Genomic DNA, 18016 nt, shown 5'->3' on the forward strand with positions numbered 1-18016 from the left:
AGTCGCGTCACGACGATGCAGAGCGAAGCGATGAGGAGGAGTGGCGCCTATGAGTAAAGCCCTGCTGGTGCTCGAAGACGGCCGCGTCTTCACCGGCACGCCGTTCGGGGCGATCGGTCAGACGCTGGGGGAGGCCGTGTTCAGCACCGGCATGTCCGGTTACCAGGAAACGCTGACCGACCCCAGCTATCACCGTCAGATCGTGGTGGCCACCGCGCCGCAGATCGGCAACACCGGATGGAACGGCGAGGACGCCGAAAGCCGTGGCGACAAGATCTGGGTCGCCGGCTACGCGGTGCGCGACCCGTCCCCACGCGTCTCGAACTGGCGGGCCACCGGCTCGCTGGAAGCCGAGTTGGTGCGCCAGCGCATCGTCGGGATCGCCGGCATCGACACCCGCGCGGTGGTACGCCACCTGCGCAGCCGCGGCTCGATGAAGGCGGGGGTGTTCTCCGGAGCGGCCCTGGCCGAGCCCGAGGAACTGATCGAGCGGGTACGTGGCCAGCAGCCGATGCTGGGCGCCGACCTGGCCGGTGAGGTCAGCACCCCAGAGACCTACGTCATCGAACCGGAAGGTGCGCAGCGCTTTACCGTGGTCGCGCTGGATCTCGGGATCAAGACCAACACGCCGCGCAATTTCGCCCTCCGCGGGATTCGCAGCCACGTGCTGCCCGCGTCGGCGACCTTCGACCAGATCGCCGAGATCAAACCGGACGGTGTGTTCCTGTCCAACGGTCCCGGGGACCCCGCCACCGCCGATCACACCGTCGCGCTCACCCGCGAGGTGCTGGGCGCCGGAATCCCGTTGTTCGGCATCTGTTTCGGCAATCAGATCTTGGGCCGCGCGCTCGGGCTGTCGACCTACAAGATGGTGTTCGGCCACCGCGGGATCAACATCCCGGTCATCGACCACGCCACCGGACGGGTGGCGGTGACCGCGCAGAACCACGGGTTCGCGCTCGAAGGCGAGGCCGGGCAGTCCTTCGACACGCCGTTCGGCACCGCGACGGTCAGCCACACCTGCGCCAACGACGGAGTGGTCGAAGGCCTGAGACTCGCTGACGGGCGCGCGTTTTCGGTCCAGTACCACCCGGAGGCCGCGGCGGGCCCGCACGACGCGAATTACCTGTTCGACCAGTTCGTCGACCTGATGGCGAGGGAGAAATGATCACCACCCCCACCGCGAGCGTGCGTGTCTGTACAGCGACACGCCGTAGCGAGTGTGCATTCGCGCACCCTCGTGCCCGGAAAGGACGGCGCTAGTGCCCCGGCGGACCGACATCAATCACGTGCTGGTGATCGGCTCCGGGCCGATCATCATCGGCCAGGCGGCCGAATTCGACTACTCGGGCACCCAGGCGTGCCGGGTGTTGCGCTCCGAGGGCCTACAGGTGAGCCTGATCAACTCCAACCCGGCCACCATCATGACCGACCCGGAGTACGCCGATTTCACTTACGTCGAACCCATCACCCCGGCGTTCGTCGAGAAGGTGATCGCCCAGCAGGCCGAGCGCGGCAACAAGATCGACGCGCTGCTGGCCACCCTGGGTGGACAGACGGCCCTGAACACCGCGGTCGCGCTGTTCGAGAACGGTGCACTGGAGCGTCACGGAGTCGAACTCATCGGCGCCGACATCGATGCCATCCAGCGTGGTGAGGACCGCCAGCGGTTCAAGGACATCGTCACCAAGGTAGGCGGCGAATCCGCCCGTAGCCGTGTGTGTTTCACCATGGACGAGGTTCGGGAAACGGTCGACGACCTTGGGTTGCCCGTCGTGGTGCGGCCCAGCTTCACCATGGGCGGCCTGGGTTCGGGCATGGCCCGGTCGGTAGAGGACGTCGAGCGTATGGCCGGTGCGGGCCTGGCCGCCAGCCCGAGCGCCAACGTGCTCATCGAGGAGTCGATCTATGGCTGGAAGGAATTCGAGCTCGAGTTGATGCGCGACGGCCACGACAACGTGGTGGTGGTGTGTTCCATCGAGAACGTCGACCCGATGGGCGTGCACACCGGTGACTCGGTCACCGTGGCGCCCGCGCTGACCCTGACCGACCGGGAATACCAGAAGATGCGCGATCTGGGCATCGACATCCTGCGCGAGGTCGGCGTCGACACCGGGGGCTGCAACATCCAGTTCGCCATCAACCCGGTCGACGGGCGCCTCATCGTCATCGAGATGAACCCGAGGGTGTCCCGCTCGAGTGCGCTGGCATCCAAGGCCACCGGCTTCCCGATCGCCAAGATCGCCGCGAAGCTGGCCATCGGGTACACCCTCGACGAGATCGTCAACGACATCACCAAGGAAACCCCGGCCTGCTTCGAACCGACCCTCGACTACATCGTCGTCAAGGCACCCCGCTTCGCCTTCGAGAAATTCCCGGGCGCGGATCCAGCCCTGACGACCACGATGAAGTCGGTCGGCGAAGCAATGTCGTTGGGCCGCAATTTCATCGAGGCGCTCGGCAAGGTCATGCGGTCACTGGAAACCACCCGCGCCGGGTTTTGGACCAAGCCGGACCCGGTCGGCAATGTCGACGACGTGCTGGCCCGGTTGGAGACTCCGACCGAAGGCCGGTTGTACGACATCGAACTGGCGCTGCGGTTGGGCGCCTCGGTGGAGCAGGTCGCCCAGGCCAGCGGTGTCGACCCCTGGTTCGTCGCGCAGATCGACGAACTGGTGGCACTGCGCGCCGAACTCGTCGATGCGCCGGTACTGGACGCCGACCTGCTCCGGCATGCCAAGCACTGTGGACTGTCTGACCGTCAAATTGCCGCGCTACGACCGGAATTGGCCGGTGAAGACGGCGTGCGGTCACTGCGGGAGCGGCTGGACATCCACCCGGTGTACAAGACCGTGGACACCTGCGCAGCCGAGTTCGAGGCCAAGACGCCCTACCACTACAGCAGTTACGAACTCGACCCGGCCGCCGAAACCGAGGTGGCCCCGCAAGTGGAGAAGCCCAAGGTGCTGATCCTGGGCTCCGGGCCCAACCGGATCGGACAGGGCATCGAGTTCGACTACAGCTGCGTCCACGCGGCAACCACGTTGAGCCAGGCCGGTTTCGAGACAGTGATGGTCAACTGCAATCCCGAAACGGTGTCCACCGACTACGACACCGCGGACCGGCTGTACTTCGAGCCGTTGACGTTCGAAGACGTCTTGGAGGTGTTCCACGCGGAGGACCAGTCCGGTGCCGGTGGGCCCGGCGTGGTGGGTGTGATCGTTCAGCTCGGCGGCCAGACCCCGTTGGGGCTCGCTCAGCGGCTCTACGACGCGGGGGTGCCGATCGTCGGGACGCCGCCGGAAGCCATTGACCTGGCCGAGGATCGCGGCGCGTTCGGTGACGTACTGACCGCCGCGGGACTGCCGGCGCCGAAGTACGGCATGGCGACCACCTTCGACCAGGCCCGGCGCATCGCCGCCGATATCGGCTACCCGGTGCTGGTCCGCCCCTCCTACGTGCTGGGCGGTCGGGGCATGGAGATTGTCTACGACGAGGACACCCTCGAGGGCTACATCCACCGGGCCACCGAGCTCTCGCCCGAACACCCGGTGCTCGTCGACCGCTTCCTGGAAGACGCGGTGGAGATCGACGTGGACGCGCTGTGTGATGGCTCCGAGGTCTACATCGGCGGGATCATGGAGCACATCGAGGAAGCCGGTGTGCACTCCGGGGACTCGGCGTGCGCGCTGCCACCGGTGACGTTGGGGCGCAGTGACATCGAGAAGGTTCGCCGGGCCACCGAGGCCATCGCGCACGGCATCGGTGTCGTGGGCCTGCTGAACGTGCAGTACGCGTTGAAGGACGACGTGCTCTACGTCCTGGAAGCTAACCCGCGGGCGAGCCGCACGGTGCCCTTCGTATCGAAAGCCACCGCTATCCCACTTGCGAAAGCCTGCGCGCGAGTCATGTTGGGCGCCAGCATTTCTCAGCTGCGTGACGAGGGGATGCTCGCCGCGTCCGGAGACGGCGCCAGCGCGGCGCCCTACGCCCCGATCGCGGTCAAGGAAGCGGTGCTGCCGTTCCACCGGTTCCGCCGCACGGATGGCGCCGCCATCGACTCGCTGCTCGGTCCGGAGATGAAATCCACCGGTGAGGTGATGGGCATCGACCGCGATTTCGGTACCGCGTTCGCCAAGAGTCAGACCGCCGCGTATGGGTCGCTGCCGACGCAGGGCACCGTGTTCGTGTCCGTCGCCAACCGGGACAAGCGGTCGCTGGTTTTCCCCGTGAAGCGCCTGGCCGACCTGGGGTTCCGGGTACTTGCCACGGAGGGAACCGCGGAAATGTTGCGCCGCAACGGCATTCCGTGCGACGAGGTGCGAAAACATTTCGAGTCGCCGGTCGAAGGGCGGCCGGCGTTGTCGGCGGTCGACGCCATCCGGGCCGGTGAGGTCGACATGGTGATCAACACGCCGTACGGCAATTCCGGGCCGCGCATCGACGGCTACGAGATCCGTTCGGTTGCGGTGGCCGTCAACATCCCCTGCATCACAACGGTTCAGGGCGCCTCGGCGGCGGTGCAAGGCATCGAGGCAGGTATCCGCGGCGACATCGGGGTGCTGTCGCTGCAGGAGCTGCACCGCTCATTCGGGACGCGAAACTCTGCCGGTGACTAGTTCCGGACCCAGCTTCGGCACCCGGCTGGCCGAAGCCAGGTCGAGTCGGGGGCCGCTGTGCCTGGGCATCGACCCGCACCCCGAATTGCTGCGGGCTTGGGACCTGCCGACCACCGCCGACGGCCTGGCCGCGTTTTGTGACATCTGTGTGCAGGCGTTCGCCGACTTCGCGGTGGTCAAGCCCCAGGTGGCGTTCTTCGAGGCCTACGGTTCGGCCGGGCTGGCGGTGCTCGAACGCGCCATCGCCGAACTTCGGGCGGACGGCGTCCTGGTGCTCGCCGACGCCAAGCGGGGCGACATCGGTTCGACCATGGCCGCCTACGCCGCGGCGTGGGCCGGCGACTCGCCGCTGGCCGCGGATGCCGTGACGGCCTCGCCGTATCTGGGGTTCGGGTCGTTGCGGCCCCTCCTGGAGGTCGCCGCCGCGCACAATCGCGGCGTGTTCGTCCTGGCGGCCACCTCCAACCCCGAGGGTCCGACGGTGCAGCGCGCCGATGCCGGCGGCCGAACGGTGGCCCAGTTGATCGTGGACCACGTTGCGGCGGCCAACGCCGACGACCGGCCCGGCTCCGTCGGCGTTGTCGTCGGTGCCACCGTGCTGGACCCACCCGACCTCGCCGAGATCGGCGGGCCGGTGCTGGTGCCTGGTGTGGGTGCCCAGGGCGGTCGTCCCGAGGCGCTGGCCGGCCTGGGCGGCGCCGCCCCAAACCGGCTGTGGCCGGCCGTGGCGCGCGAGGTGCTGCGGGCCGGACCGGACGTCTCGGCGCTGCGCGCAGCTGCTCAACAGCTCCTCGAAGCCGTCGCCTACCTGGCGTGACGCGCCGCGCGACACGCGCGACACGTCGCAAAATTCCGTGATTCACGGCACTGGCTGCCGCGGTTGGGTGCGTTCGGCGCCGCCGCGCGCCGGACGCACCGCCTTTCCGATTGTCGGCGAATTACTAAATTCGCAGCTCAGCAGGCCTATTTCGGTCGGCGTCAGCCAACCGACAGACGACGCGGGCCGACTTGCCGGGACGTCGTGAAGGTTGCTGCGGGAGACGCGGAAGGCGCCGCGGATCGCCCCGACGTGGGACTCACCTGGACAAATGACCCCGATATCGGGGGGTCGGGTTAGATTTCGTCAGGAAGCGTGAGTACGGTCGTCTGCGCTGGCTGGAGTACCCGGCCAAGACAAATAACGATCGATGGTTATCGATGAGAGACGGAGGAATCGTGGCCCTTCCCCAGTTGACCGACGAGCAGCGCGCTGCCGCGTTGGAGAAGGCTGCTGCCGCACGTCGAGCACGAGCTGAGCTCAAGGATCGGCTCAAGCGTGGCGGCACCAACCTCACTCAGGTGCTCAAGGACGCCGAGAGCGACGAAGTTCTGGGCAAGATGAAGGTCTCTGCGCTGTTGGAGGCGTTGCCGAAGGTTGGCAAGGTCAAGGCGCAGGAAATCATGACCGAGCTCGAGATCGCGCCGACCCGCCGGCTGCGTGGCCTTGGCGACCGTCAGCGCAAGGCCCTGCTGGAAAAGTTCGGCTCCTAACCCCCTGACTATGCAGGCCAACCGGCCTGTGGTGGGGGAACCGACCCAGGAGCGCCGATGAGCGCCGGCGGGGGACCGGACGGTACGACGCCTGTTGGAAGAACAGTCGTCCTGTCCGGTCCCTCCGCGGTCGGTAAGTCGACGGTGGTCCGGTGTCTGCGCGAGCGGATCCCGAACCTGCACTTCAGCGTCTCGGCCACGACCAGGGCACCGCGGCCGGGCGAAGTCGACGGGGTGGACTACCACTTCGTCACCCCGGCCCGCTTCCAGCAACTGATCGACCAGGGCGAGTTGCTGGAATGGGCCGAAATCCACGGGGGATTGCACCGGTCGGGCACCCTGGCCGAGCCGGTGCGCACCGCCACCGGCTCGGGTCATCCCGTTCTCATCGAGGTCGATCTGGCCGGCGCCCGGGCCGTCAAAAAAGCCATGCCGGAGGCGACCAGCGTCTTTCTGGCCCCGCCCAGCTGGGAGGATCTGGAAGCCAGGCTGGTCGGCAGGGGGACCGAGACGCCCGAGGTCATCCGGCGGCGACTGGACACCGCGCGCGTCGAATTAGCAGCCCAGGACGACTTCGACGTGGTGGTGGTGAATCGCCGATTAGAGTCTGCGTGCGCCGAATTGGTATCCTTGCTGGTGGGAAACGCGCCGCAGCCGGCGTAAGCCCCTTAAGTTCTTACTCGTAAACCCGCTCTATGCCGCCAGGAGAATTTTTTCGTGAGTATTTCGCCGTCCGACGCCTCGTTGGCCGCCGTCCCCGACCAGTTCGATCCCGCAGCGGGAGGGGCAGGCGCCTACGACACCCCGCTGGGCATCACCAACCCGCCCATCGATGAGCTGCTGGACCGCGTCTCGAGCAAGTACGCGCTGGTGATTTACGCGGCCAAGCGGGCCCGGCAGATCAATGACTACTACAACCAGCTCGGCGAGGGCATCCTCGAGTACGTCGGCCCGCTGGTCGAGCCGGGACTGCAGGAGAAGCCGCTTTCGATCGCCATGCGCGAAATCCACGCTGACCTGCTCGAACACACCGAGGGCGAGTAACGGACCCGGGCTGGCCATGGACGAGGAGCGCAGCAAGCGGATCCCCAAACGGGTCGTAGTCGGCGTCTCCGGCGGTATCGCGGCGTACAAGGCCTGCACCGTTGTCCGTCAGCTCGCTGAAGCCGGCCATTCGGTGCGGGTCATCCCCACCGAGTCCGCGCTCCGCTTCGTCGGGGCCGCCACGTTCGAGGCGCTGTCCGGCGCACCGGTGCACACCGGCGTTTTCCAGGACGTTCCCGAGGTGCCGCACGTGCGGCTGGGCCAGCAGGCCGACCTGGTGGTGGTCGCGCCGGCCACCGCCGATCTGCTGGCCCGCGCCGTGGCCGGCCGCGCCGACGATTTGCTCACCGCCACCCTGCTGACCGCCCGATGTCCGGTGATGTTCGCCCCGGCCATGCACACCGAGATGTGGCTGCATCCGGCCACCGTGGACAACGTCGCCACCCTGCGCCGCCGCGGCGCCGTCGTGCTTGAACCCGCCTCCGGCCGTCTCACCGGCTCGGACAGCGGCGCCGGCCGACTGCCGGAGGCCGAGGAGATCACCACGCTGGCCCACCTGCTGCTCGAGCGTCACGACGCGCTGCCGCACGACCTTGCCGGGTGCCGGGTCCTGGTGACCGCCGGCGGTACTCGCGAGGCGATCGACCCCGTCCGCTTCATCGGTAACCGCAGCTCCGGGAAGCAGGGCTACGCCGTCGCCCGCGTCGCCGCCCAGCGCGGGGCCGAAGTCACCCTGATTGCCGGTCACACCGCCGGGCTCATCGATCCGGCGGGCGTCAACGTGGTGCACGTCAGCTCGGCCGAGCAACTCGGTGACGCCGTGTCCAAGCACGCGCCGGAGGCAAATGTGCTGGTGATGGCCGCGGCCGTCGCCGACTTCCGGCCCACCGAGATCGCCACCGCCAAGATCAAGAAGAGCCCCGACTCCCAGGTTGGGCCGCCGCCGATCGAACTGGTGCGCAACGACGACGTGCTCGCCAACGCGGTGCAGGCCCGCGCCCACGGCCAGCTGCCCAACATGCGGGCCATTGTCGGGTTCGCGGCCGAGACCGGCGATGCCAACGGGGACGTGCTCTTCCACGCCCGCGCGAAGTTGCGGCGCAAGGGCTGCGACCTGCTGGTCGTCAACGCTGTCGGCGAGGGCAGGGCATTCGAGGTGGACAGTAACGACGGTTGGCTGCTGGCGGCGAACGGGACGGAGTCTGCGTTGCAGCACGGCTCCAAGACGCTGATGGCGAGCCGTATCGTTGATGCAATCTCCACGTTTCTGCACGGGGACGTCGGATAGCGTGTGTCGGGCAGCGTTGCCCGACGGAATTTGCAAACGCCAGGCATAGCCGGTTGAGTAAGACCGAAGAAATAATTCGCCTAACTAACATCTGTGGCGAGCGGGATCTGGAAGGACGTACAGGGTGAGCGAGAAGGGTCGGCTATTTACCAGTGAGTCGGTGACCGAGGGGCATCCCGACAAGATCTGTGACGCGATCAGCGACTCGGTGCTCGACGCGCTGCTGGCGGGTGACCCGCGCTCCCGGGTGGCGGTCGAGACGCTGGTGACCACCGGGCAGGTCCACGTGGTGGGCGAGGTGACCACCTCGGCCAAAGAGGCGTTCGCCGACATCACCAACACGGTGCGCGCCCGGATTCTGGACATCGGTTACGACTCGTCGGACAAGGGCTTCGACGGTGCTTCCTGTGGGGTCAACATCGGTATCGGCGCGCAGTCGCCCGACATCGCTCAGGGCGTCGACACCGCGCACGAGGCTCGGGTCGAGGGTGCCGCCGACCCGCTGGACTCGCAGGGCGCCGGCGACCAGGGGTTGATGTTCGGCTACGCCATCAATGACACGCCGGAGCTGATGCCGCTGCCCATCGCGCTCGCGCACCGGCTGTCGCGGAAGCTCACCGAGGTCCGCAAGAACGGCACGCTGCCGTATTTGCGCCCAGACGGCAAGACGCAGGTCACCATCGCCTACGAGGACAACGTGCCGGTGCGGCTGGACACCGTGGTGGTCTCCACCCAGCACGCCGACGGCATCGACCTGGAAAAGACGCTGGACCCTGACATTCGCCAACACGTCCTCGGGACGGTGCTCGAGGAGTTGGCCCACGAGACGCTGGACTCGTCGGGCACCCGGGTGCTGGTCAACCCGACCGGCAAGTTCGTGCTGGGTGGACCGATGGGCGACGCCGGGCTGACCGGGCGCAAGATCATCGTCGACACTTACGGCGGCTGGGCCCGTCACGGCGGCGGTGCCTTCTCCGGTAAGGACCCGTCGAAGGTGGACCGGTCGGCCGCCTACGCGATGCGCTGGGTCGCAAAGAACGTCGTCGCCGCCGGCTTGGCCGAGCGGGTCGAGGTGCAGGTGGCCTACGCCATCGGCAAGGCGGCCCCGGTCGGGCTGTTCGTCGAGACCTTCGGTTCCGAGGCCGTCGACCCGGTCAAGATCGAGAAGGCCATCGGCGAGGTCTTCGACCTGCGACCGGGTGCGATTATCCGCGACCTGAACCTGCTGCAGCCGATCTACGCGCAGACCGCCGCCTACGGGCACTTCGGTCGTACCGATGTCGAGCTGCCGTGGGAGCAGCTGGACAAGGTCGACGACCTCAAGAGCGCGATCTAGCTCCTTGCCGAGCAGACGCGAAAGCCCCCGACACGCCGGGCGTGCGGGGGCTTTCGCGTCTGCTCGCGCAGGCTACTGGACCACTGGCGGCAGGGGGTGGTCCGCATCCAACCCGGGCAGGCCGTCGATGCTCTGCCGGTTGCGCACCACGGTGCGCTGATACCCCTCGTCGGGCTGCTTGGCGTGATAGGTGTCGAGCACCGGCCGCTCGTCGACGAGCTCGTAGTAGGGCACCGAGAACCCGCAGGCGTCCGCGATTCGCTCCAGGTCCACCACGATGGCGGCCCGCACACCGGGATGCAGGCGGTCGAAATGTGCTCGCACCCGGTCGAATTCGCTGTCGTCCGGGCGCACCACCCGGCCGCTGCCGAACAGCCGCAGGATACGCGAGTTGCGGGTGAACGAGATGAACATGATGGTGATGCGGCCGTTGTCACGCAGATGCGCGATGGTTTCCACGCCGCTGCCGAACAGGTCGAGGTAGGCAACGGTGTGGTCGTCTAGCACGGCGAACGTGTCGCTGTATCCCTTGGGCGAGAGGTTGACTCGGCCACCCTCGGTAGGCGCGGTCGCCACGAAGAACATGGCCTGTTCAGCAATGAAGTCGCGGAGCGAGTCGTCGATTCGCGAAAATTCTTTCGCCACCGTGTGAGCGTAGCGTTGGCCGGCGACTGACCCGGCTTGAGTGCGGTCAACTCGATCCGGCCCTGATAAAAGGCAAGCACCCGGGGATCCATCACGCGCCGCCAGATCGGCGGCAGCATGGCCAGCAGCACCATCGCGCTGTAGCCCGTGGGCAGTTGCGGCGCCTCTTCCATACCGCGTAGCGCCTGGTAGCGCCGCAACGGGTTGGCGTGATGGTCGGAATGCCGCTGCAGATGGAAGAGAAAGACATTGGCGATCACCGTGTTGCTGTTCCAGCTGTGCGACGGCCGCACCCGCTCGTAGCGACCGCTGGGCAGCAGCCGACGCCGCAGTCCATAGTGCTCGGTGTAATTGACTGTTTCCAGCAGGCCGATGCCTACCACCGCCTGACCGATGAGCCAGGGCAGGACGACGGGCCGGAACCAGACGGCCAGGATGGTGAGCAGGACGGCGCTGATCAGCCAAGCGTTGAGCACCTCGTTGCGTAACGTCCAGCGTGACTTACCGAGCCTGTTCAGGCGTTGAGCTTCCAGCTTCCACGCAGAACGCACCCCGCCGAGGGCCGACCGGGGGATGAAGGCGTATAGGCTCTCGCCGAATCGCGCGCTGGCGGGGTCCTGCGGTGTGGCGACACGGACGTGGTGTCCGCGGTTGTGTTCGACGTAGAAGTGCCCGTAGCACGTCTGCGCCAACGCGATCTTCGACAGGCGGCGTTCGGTCTGCTCGCGGGTGTGGCCGAGATCGTGGGCGGCGTTGATGGCCAGGCCGCCGATCAGCCCGACCGTCAGCATCAGACCCAGTTTGTCCACGAAAGTCATTGCGACCCAACCGCCCCCGCTCCAGAGCCAGCAGGCCAGGACCACCGAGCCGTACTGGTTGGGCAGGTAGAGATAGGTGATCCAACGGTAGTAGCGGTCGTTCTCCAGCCGCGCCAGCACGCTGTCCGGAGGACTACTGGCATCAGGCCCGATCCAATGATCGAGAACGGGGATGACCCCGAACGCCAGCAAGGGCCCGACCCACCAGAACGCGCCGATACCGCTGACCTTGACCAGAAGCCATGACACGACCACCAATCCCGGCACCGCCGCTCCCAACACCCATAGATAGCGCTTGGGATCGCGCCAACTTTCGCTCGAACGCACACTGGCCTGGTTTTCCCGGCCGACGCCCCCAAAGTGAATTCACACGGTTGTAACTTCCGCACTTCTAATGTCTCCCCACCCATAGAATGTGCTATTCCCATACCTATAGTACGATTAAACCTAAGTTTGGTTAACAATGGTTGGCTAGCTTGGGGGGCGGTTATGAGTGAGGCGGATGGGCAAAAGACCCAGGGGGTCCAGCGGGTCACCTTTTCTCGGCGGCGATTTCTAGGGGTAGCCGCCGGGATCGTCGCGGGTGCGGTCGGGACCGGCGCCATCGAAGTAGCGATGCGACGCGATCAGGTCGGTGCCCGGCCGAAGGCACACTATCGGGCCATCGTGGTCGGCAGCGGTTATGGCGGCGGAGTGTCCGCCCTACGACTGGGCCAGGCCGGCATCGAGACCTTGATTCTGGAACGGGGTAGGTGGTGGGACGCCGCCGACACCGACGGAAGACGTTTCTCGCGCATGCTGCCTGCCGACAACCGGGCGGGCTGGTTCACCGACGTGCCACCCAGTCTGGTCCCGTCGTTCCGCGGCGTGTCGATGGAGCAGGTCGCCAAGCATGCGCCGTCGCAGCAGCCGGTACAGGCGGGTATCTGCGACAAGGTGGTGCACGGCGCGCACACGGTGTTCCGCGGAATGGGTGTCGGCGGCGGGTCTTTGGTCAACGCGGCCATTGCCGCGATACCCACCACGGCGCAGCTGCGCGCCGCGTTCCCCGACATCGACCCGTCCGTTTTCCTGGGCACCTACATCGAGCGCGCGAAGAACATGCTGCGCATCAGCTATCGCGACATGGACTGGTTCGAACAGACGCCCTGGTTCCAATACGCAAGGGTCGGAAGACAATACGCCGCGGCGGCAGGCTACGGCGTCGACTACAACGGCAGCGCCTACTCGTTCGATTACATGAGAAAGGAAGAGGCGGGCCAGGTTCCACGATCGGCACTCGATTTCGAACAGCAGTACGGCAACAACTACGGCCGGATCGGCAGCGTCGATCAGACCTACATCGCCGCGGCGCTGGCAACCGGCAAGGTCACCCTCAAGCCGCTGACGGAGGTCACCGGGATCCGTCGGGAGCGATCCGGTGAGTACGTGGTGTCGACCCGCGAGATCGACCGATTCGGCAAGGAGCTGCGCCGCGACGAAATCGGCTGCGATGAGCTGTATCTCAGCGCCGGGGTGCTGGGCACCACCGAGCTGCTGCTGAGGGCGCGTGAGACTGGGACACTGCCGGACCTCAGCGAGGAGATCGGCCGTGGTTACGGCAACAACGGCGACATCATGGTCGCTCACATGCTGCAACCCGCGGATCCCGCCGGCACCCGCCAGTCGCTGCTGGGCATGATCAACCTCGACGGCCGCGACGACCCGGACAACCCGGTGTATGCCAGCATGTTCTCGCTGCCACTTCCGGTGGAGACCTATGCGCTGGGTTACTACGTCATGGTCCGCACCGGCGATCGTGCCGACATCGTCTACAACCGAGCCTCTGACACGATCGCCATCGACTGGCCAGAGGACCACACCGAACATTTACGCGTGCGGGCGGCAAGAGTGTTCGACAGGGTCACCCACGCCAACGGTGTGGACTACCGGGACGACCTGTTCGAGGGAAAAGTGTTCACACCCAACACCGTTCACCCCATGGGCGGGGTGGTGCGGGGCAAGGCAACGGATAGTTACGGCCGGGTCAACCGCTATGCCAAGTTGTACGTCAACGATGCGTCGTTGTTGCCGGGCTACCTCGGTTGCAACCCGTTCATGACAATCACCGCGCTGGCCGAGCGCAATATGGAAGGGATCCTGCAGGGCCGAAAGTAAGCACTCAGGCGGTGAACCGGTAGTCGTTCAGATCGAATCGCCTGCTGCGCCAATAGGCTTCGACGGTGGTGGTAGGCCGGATGGGAACGTCACCGTTTTTGTCGAAGTAGTAGCTGTTGGCCAGCCGGCAACTGTCCTGCCAGAAGATCTGCCGATGCCGCTTGCGCATCATCTCGGCGAAATACCGGCTGTTGGCCTGCTCGGTCACCTCGACGCGGGAGGCGCCCTCGCGACGCGCGCGGCTGAGGCAGCGCACGATGTGGTGGGTCTGGGTCTCGATCAGCGCGAAATACGAGGAGCCGACGTAGCCGTAGGGGCCGAACACGGTGAACATGTTCGGGAAGCCGGGAACGCTGACTCCCTCGTAGGCCTGCAGCCGATGCTCGTCCCAGAAGCGGCTCAACGACCGGCCGCCGCTCCCGGTCACGGCATAGGTGGGCACGTTGTCGGTGTCCATCACCTTGAAGCCGGTCGCCAGAATCAGCACATCGATCTCGTGGTGCTCGCCGTCGGTCGTGGCCACCGCAGCCGGCGTGATCTTGTCGATCGGTTCGGTCACCAGCCGCACGTTGTCGCGGTTGAACGTGGACAGGTAGGTGTTGTGGAAGCCGGGACGCTTACAGCCCACGGCGTATTGCGGCGTGAGCTTTTCCCGCACCTCGGGGTCGTCCACCTGCTGGCGCAGGTAGCGACGACCCTCGGCAGCCATCCTCTTGGCCAGCGGGAACACCGTGAAGTAGTGGGCGGAGATCGGGAACGTCAACTCCACGAACGCCTGGCTGAGCAACCGCTGCAGCAGTTTGCCACCCGGTATCCGCATCGCCCAGCGGGCCGCGGTCGGCAGTGGCACGTCGAACTTCGGGAAACACCAGATCGGGGTCCGCTGAAACACGGTGAGCTGGGAGACGATCGGCGCGATCTCCGGAATCACCTGCACCGCCGAAGCGCCGGTCCCGATGATCGCGACCCGCTTGCCGGTCAGGTCTTGGCTGTGGTCCCACCGCGCGGTGTGCATGGTGATGCCGTCGAACGAGTCGACCCCGTCGATGTCGGGCAGATTCGGCACGGTCAGCACGCCGCTGGCGCTGATCAGGAACCTGGCGGTGATCTCGCCACCCGGGTCGGTCTGTATCCGCCACCAGCCGCGCTCGTCATCGAATTCGGCGGAGATGACCTTGGTGTTGAAACGGATCCGCGATCGGATGCCGTACTTGTCGACGCAGTGCTCGGCGTACGCCTTGAGTTCACCGCCGGGGGCGTAGGTGCGCGACCAGTTCGGGCTCTGCTCGAAGGAGAACTGGTAGGAGAACGACGGGATGTCCACCGCGATGCCGGGGTAGGTGTTCCAGTGCCATGTGCCGCCGACCCCATCGCCGGCCTCGATGACCAGGTAGTCGCTCAATCCCGCTTGATCGAGTTTGATTGCGCTGCCGATGCCGGAGAATCCGGCGCCGACGATGACGACGTGGTGATCGGGCGCGATAGGCATGGCGGCATCCCTAAATCGTTAGAGGTTCAACCGCAGGATACTGCGCTAGCCGTGCGCGCCTTGGTTGCCCAAGAGGATTCCGGGGGCACCGCCGTTGCCGCCGGGCCCAGCCACCGCCCCGAACCCGCCGGCTGGTCCGCCCTTGCCACCGGGGCCCCCGTCGCCAATGTGCCTGATAGGCCTGAGCGTGGCCGCCGAAAATACCCGCAATTGCCGTGGAGACTTTCATCGGCGCCCGCCGCGAGCACGCTCGTCGTCGGAAATGCCGCGGCCGCGTTCGCCGTTTCGGTTTCCGTCCGGGAATTTCGCAGAATGAACATTCAATCGGATTTATTGATGCTGAACCATATTCACGGATACAACGCCTTCTTCAGCGCGGCGAGCCCGCGATTGGTGGCCTCCGCGGCGGCCGGCACCACCAGCGCGAAACTGGCGTAGCCGTGCACCATGTTCGGCTCGTTGCTCCACTCCACGGGAACACCGGCGGCCGTGAGCAATTCCGCGTAGCGTGCGCCGTCGTCGCGCAGTGGATCGTGTTCGGCAGTGCCGATGAAGGCCGGCGGTAGACCCGCCAACTCGCCGTTGCCCGGAGCCAGATTGGTCGGCAACGTGGTGTGGTCACTCAAGTCGAGGTCGGGGATGTACCACTGCAAGAAAGCGTCGATGACGTCGCCGTCCAGGATGGGTGCGGTGGCGTTCTGGGTGAACGACGGCAGCGTCCGGTCGCCGATGCAGGACGGATACCACAGCAGCTGGAAAACCACGTTGGGCCCGCCGGCGTCCCGGGCGAGCTGAGCCATTACGGCCGAAATGTTGCCGCCGGCCGAATCTCCTGCCACCGCAATGCGATTGGGGTCGCCGCCGAGTTCGGCCGCATTCTCGCCGACCCACCGCAAGGCTGCCCAGCTGTCGTCGACGCCGGCCGGGAACGGGTGTTCGGGAGCGAGCCGATAGTCCACCGAGACCACGATGGCCTCCGCGCCCACCGCGTGAGCTCGCGCGACGTGGTCGTGGGTGTCCAGGCTGCCGAGTGCCCAGCCGCCGCCGTGGTAGAAGACGACGACCGGCAGGTCGTCCTGGGCCGCGGTGGGTGGCCAATAGATCCGTACCGGGATGTCCTGATGCTCCCCATAACTGATGCGCCGGTCCTCGATCCGCAGGTCGGGCAACAGTTCGGGCGGCGCCTTCAGCGCAGCCAGGCGTGCGCGGGCGACCTCGACGCCGTCGGCCGCGGTGAAGGTCATCGGCACCGCGTCGAGCAGCATCTTCAGCAGAGGATCTATTTCGGCTCGGTCAGACGTGGACTGCGTCATGCAATTACCGTACGCAATCCTGGTCACTGCCCGTGTAGCGCAACGCGCAACGCCGCCAACCCGCGGTCCATCGCGTCGGTGGCGGCCGGTACCACGCCGGCGTAACCAACGTAACCGTGCACCATCGTCTCCGCGTTGTGCACCTGCACCGGGACACCGGCGCCCGCCAGCAACTCGCCGTAGCGGATCCCGTCGTCCCGCAGCGGGTCGTGGCCGGCGACGGCGATGTAGGCGGCAGGCAGACCGGAGAGGTCATCGGCGCGGCCCGGTGCCATGGCAGCCGGCGGGTTGGACATGTCGACATCGCCTGCGTACCAACGGGAGAAGTCGGCGATGGCCTTGGCGTCCAGGATCTGCGCGCTGGCGTTCTCGGTGAACGACGGCAGTGTGGGATCCCACATCGTGGAGGGGTACCACAGCAGCTGAAACACGATGTTCGGTGCGCCTTCGTCGCGGGCTCGCTGGGCGATCGCCGCCGCGATCGTGCCGCCGGCCGAGTCCCCGGCCAGCGCGATACGTGCGGTGTCGGCACCGATCTCAGGTCCGTGCTCGGCCACCCATTTCGTTGCGGCCCAAGCGTCCTCGATCGCGGCGGGGTAAGGATGCTCCGGCGCCAAGCGGTAGTCGACGGACACCACGATCGCGTCGGCGCCGACGGCATGCTGGCGCGACGTGCCGTCATGGGTGTCCAGATCACCCATCACGAAGCCGCCGCCGTGGAAGAACAACACCACCGGCGAAGAGTCGGATTCGCTTGGCGGCCAATAGATCCGAATGGCAATTGGCCCGCCCGGGCCGTCGATCTTGCGGTCCTCGACCCGTAGTTCGGGATGGATCGGCCGGCGCGGCAGGTCCCGCAACCGCTGCCGAACTGCGACGATTCCCTCCTCGGTTGATAGCCGAAACGGAACCGCATCCAGTACCTTCTGCAGGATGGGATCGACTCCGGGGCGCGCATCGGCGGTGTTGTCCAAACTGGGCATGGAGGTACCGTACGCATCGCGTCTGATGGTCGGTGCATGGGTGGCTGCCTGCTGGGCCGGCATCGCCTACGGCGTGTATTTGACGGTGATCGCGCTGCGCACGGCGCCGGGGAGCGAACTGACCGGGCACTGGGTGCTGCAACCGCTGTTCAAAGCGTCGATGGCGCTGTTGCTGGCAGTCGCCGCGGCAGCGCACTCGGTGGCTCGGGAGCGGCGGTGGCTGGTGCCTGCGTTGTTGTTCTCCGCCGCCGGGGACTGGCTGTTGGCGCTGCCGTGGTGGGCGATGTCGTTCGTGCTGGGATTGGGCTCGTTTTTGCTGGCGCACATCTGTTTCCTCGGTGCGCTGCTGCCACACGTCGCGCCGTCGCGTAGCCGCATCGCGGCCGCGGTGGTGATGGTGCTGGCGACGGCCTCGATGCTGGTCTGGTTCTGGCCCCACCTGAACACCGGCAAGGAGAACCTTACGATCCCCGTTACCGTCTACATCACCGTGCTCAGCGCGATGGTGTGCGCGGCGCTGCTGGCCCGGCTGCCCACCATCTGGACCGCGGTAGGTGCGGTGTGCTTCGCGGCGTCGGACTCGATGATCGCGATCAGCAGGTTCATCCTGGGCAACGAGGCCCTGGCGGTGCCGATCTGGTGGTCCTATGCCGCCGCGGAAATCCTGATCACGGCGGGATTCTTCTTCGGTCGCGATGACCTGGCCGAAAAGCCGGAAAGCGTTCCAGACGCTGCGGAGGGCTGATTGTCGGCCGGTGCAGCTACGGTGTGCCCACATTGACTAGAAAAGTGTT

At 66.4% G+C, this 18016-nt stretch carries 15 protein-coding genes and 1 pseudogene; 10 read left to right on the forward strand and 6 right to left on the reverse strand.

Annotated features, from left to right (window positions below; all coding sequences use genetic code 11):
- The first annotated feature begins 49 nt into the window (after window positions 1-49).
- From carA to metK, 8 genes are all read left to right on the forward strand, one after another.
- A complete protein-coding gene (carA, locus tag A9X01_RS04015) occupies window positions 50-1168 on the forward strand; it encodes a glutamine-hydrolyzing carbamoyl-phosphate synthase small subunit (protein WP_065119396.1) in 1119 nt (372 codons plus the stop codon).
- Window positions 1169-1262: 94 nt separating this feature from the next.
- A complete protein-coding gene (gene carB, locus A9X01_RS04020; RefSeq protein ID WP_065119397.1) occupies window positions 1263-4619 on the forward strand; it encodes a carbamoyl-phosphate synthase large subunit in 3357 nt (1118 codons plus the stop codon).
- Window positions 4612-5436, forward strand: a complete 825-nt coding sequence (gene pyrF, locus A9X01_RS04025) for an orotidine-5'-phosphate decarboxylase (protein ID WP_065119398.1) — start codon at window positions 4612-4614, stop codon at window positions 5434-5436. Before carB ends, pyrF begins: the two co-directional genes overlap by 8 nt.
- Before the next feature lie 398 nt (window positions 5437-5834).
- Window positions 5835-6149 (forward strand): integration host factor, actinobacterial type, encoded by a 315-nt coding sequence (mihF, locus tag A9X01_RS04030; RefSeq protein ID WP_036355303.1) that lies wholly within the window; start codon window positions 5835-5837, stop codon window positions 6147-6149.
- Window positions 6150-6206: 57 nt separating this feature from the next.
- Window positions 6207-6812 (forward strand): guanylate kinase, encoded by a 606-nt coding sequence (gmk, locus tag A9X01_RS04035; protein WP_065119399.1) that lies wholly within the window; start codon window positions 6207-6209, stop codon window positions 6810-6812.
- A gap of 54 nt (window positions 6813-6866) precedes the next feature.
- Window positions 6867-7193: a DNA-directed RNA polymerase subunit omega gene (gene rpoZ, locus A9X01_RS04040; RefSeq protein ID WP_065119400.1), complete on the forward strand. Its 327-nt coding sequence runs from the start codon at window positions 6867-6869 to the stop codon at window positions 7191-7193.
- Window positions 7194-7209: 16 nt separating this feature from the next.
- Window positions 7210-8481: a bifunctional phosphopantothenoylcysteine decarboxylase/phosphopantothenate--cysteine ligase CoaBC gene (gene coaBC, locus A9X01_RS04045; protein WP_065119401.1), complete on the forward strand. Its 1272-nt coding sequence runs from the start codon at window positions 7210-7212 to the stop codon at window positions 8479-8481.
- A gap of 124 nt (window positions 8482-8605) precedes the next feature.
- Window positions 8606-9817 (forward strand): methionine adenosyltransferase, encoded by a 1212-nt coding sequence (metK, locus tag A9X01_RS04050; RefSeq protein ID WP_065119402.1) that lies wholly within the window; start codon window positions 8606-8608, stop codon window positions 9815-9817.
- 72 nt (window positions 9818-9889) lie between these two features.
- On the opposite strand, the gene A9X01_RS04055 is transcribed toward metK, so the two are convergent.
- Both A9X01_RS04055 and A9X01_RS28755 read right to left on the reverse strand, forming a co-directional pair.
- Complete coding sequence (locus tag A9X01_RS04055) at window positions 9890-10402, reverse strand: pyridoxamine 5'-phosphate oxidase family protein (protein ID WP_253848920.1); 513 nt, start codon at window positions 10400-10402, stop codon at window positions 9890-9892.
- Complete coding sequence (locus tag A9X01_RS28755) at window positions 10318-11607, reverse strand: alkane 1-monooxygenase (RefSeq protein ID WP_253848921.1); 1290 nt, start codon at window positions 11605-11607, stop codon at window positions 10318-10320. The genes A9X01_RS04055 and A9X01_RS28755 overlap by 85 nt, the downstream gene beginning before the upstream one ends.
- 162 nt (window positions 11608-11769) lie before the next feature.
- Here A9X01_RS28755 and A9X01_RS04060 point away from each other — a divergent pair, with 162 nt between their 5' ends.
- Complete coding sequence (locus A9X01_RS04060) at window positions 11770-13437, forward strand: GMC oxidoreductase (protein ID WP_065119404.1); 1668 nt, start codon at window positions 11770-11772, stop codon at window positions 13435-13437.
- Window positions 13438-13441: 4 nt separating this feature from the next.
- On the opposite strand, the gene A9X01_RS04065 is transcribed toward A9X01_RS04060, so the two are convergent.
- The 4 genes and pseudogenes from A9X01_RS04065 to A9X01_RS04075 all read right to left on the reverse strand — a co-directional run bounded on the left by A9X01_RS04065 (window position 13442) and on the right by A9X01_RS04075 (window position 17222).
- Window positions 13442-14920: a flavin-containing monooxygenase gene (locus A9X01_RS04065; RefSeq protein WP_155771921.1), complete on the reverse strand. Its 1479-nt coding sequence runs from the start codon at window positions 14918-14920 to the stop codon at window positions 13442-13444.
- A gap of 175 nt (window positions 14921-15095) precedes the next feature.
- Window positions 15096-15207, reverse strand: a pseudogene (locus A9X01_RS31020) (PE family protein); the annotation flags it as partial.
- Between the two features lie 69 nt (window positions 15208-15276).
- The gene (locus A9X01_RS04070) at window positions 15277-16239 is read right to left on the reverse strand and encodes an alpha/beta hydrolase (protein ID WP_065119406.1); all 963 of its coding nucleotides are present in this window, start codon (window positions 16237-16239) and stop codon (window positions 15277-15279) included.
- A gap of 23 nt (window positions 16240-16262) precedes the next feature.
- Window positions 16263-17222: an alpha/beta hydrolase gene (locus tag A9X01_RS04075; protein WP_065119407.1), complete on the reverse strand. Its 960-nt coding sequence runs from the start codon at window positions 17220-17222 to the stop codon at window positions 16263-16265.
- On the opposite strand from A9X01_RS04075, the gene A9X01_RS04080 reads away from it, so the two are divergent.
- A complete protein-coding gene (locus tag A9X01_RS04080) occupies window positions 17221-17967 on the forward strand; it encodes a lysoplasmalogenase (RefSeq protein WP_065119408.1) in 747 nt (248 codons plus the stop codon). The two genes, A9X01_RS04075 and A9X01_RS04080, sit on opposite strands and share 2 nt — an antisense overlap.
- The last annotated feature ends 49 nt before the right edge of the window (window positions 17968-18016 follow it).

It is taken from the genome of Mycobacterium asiaticum (assembly GCF_001668675.1).
In the GTDB taxonomy this organism is placed as follows: Bacteria; Actinomycetota; Actinomycetes; order Mycobacteriales; family Mycobacteriaceae; genus Mycobacterium; species Mycobacterium asiaticum_D.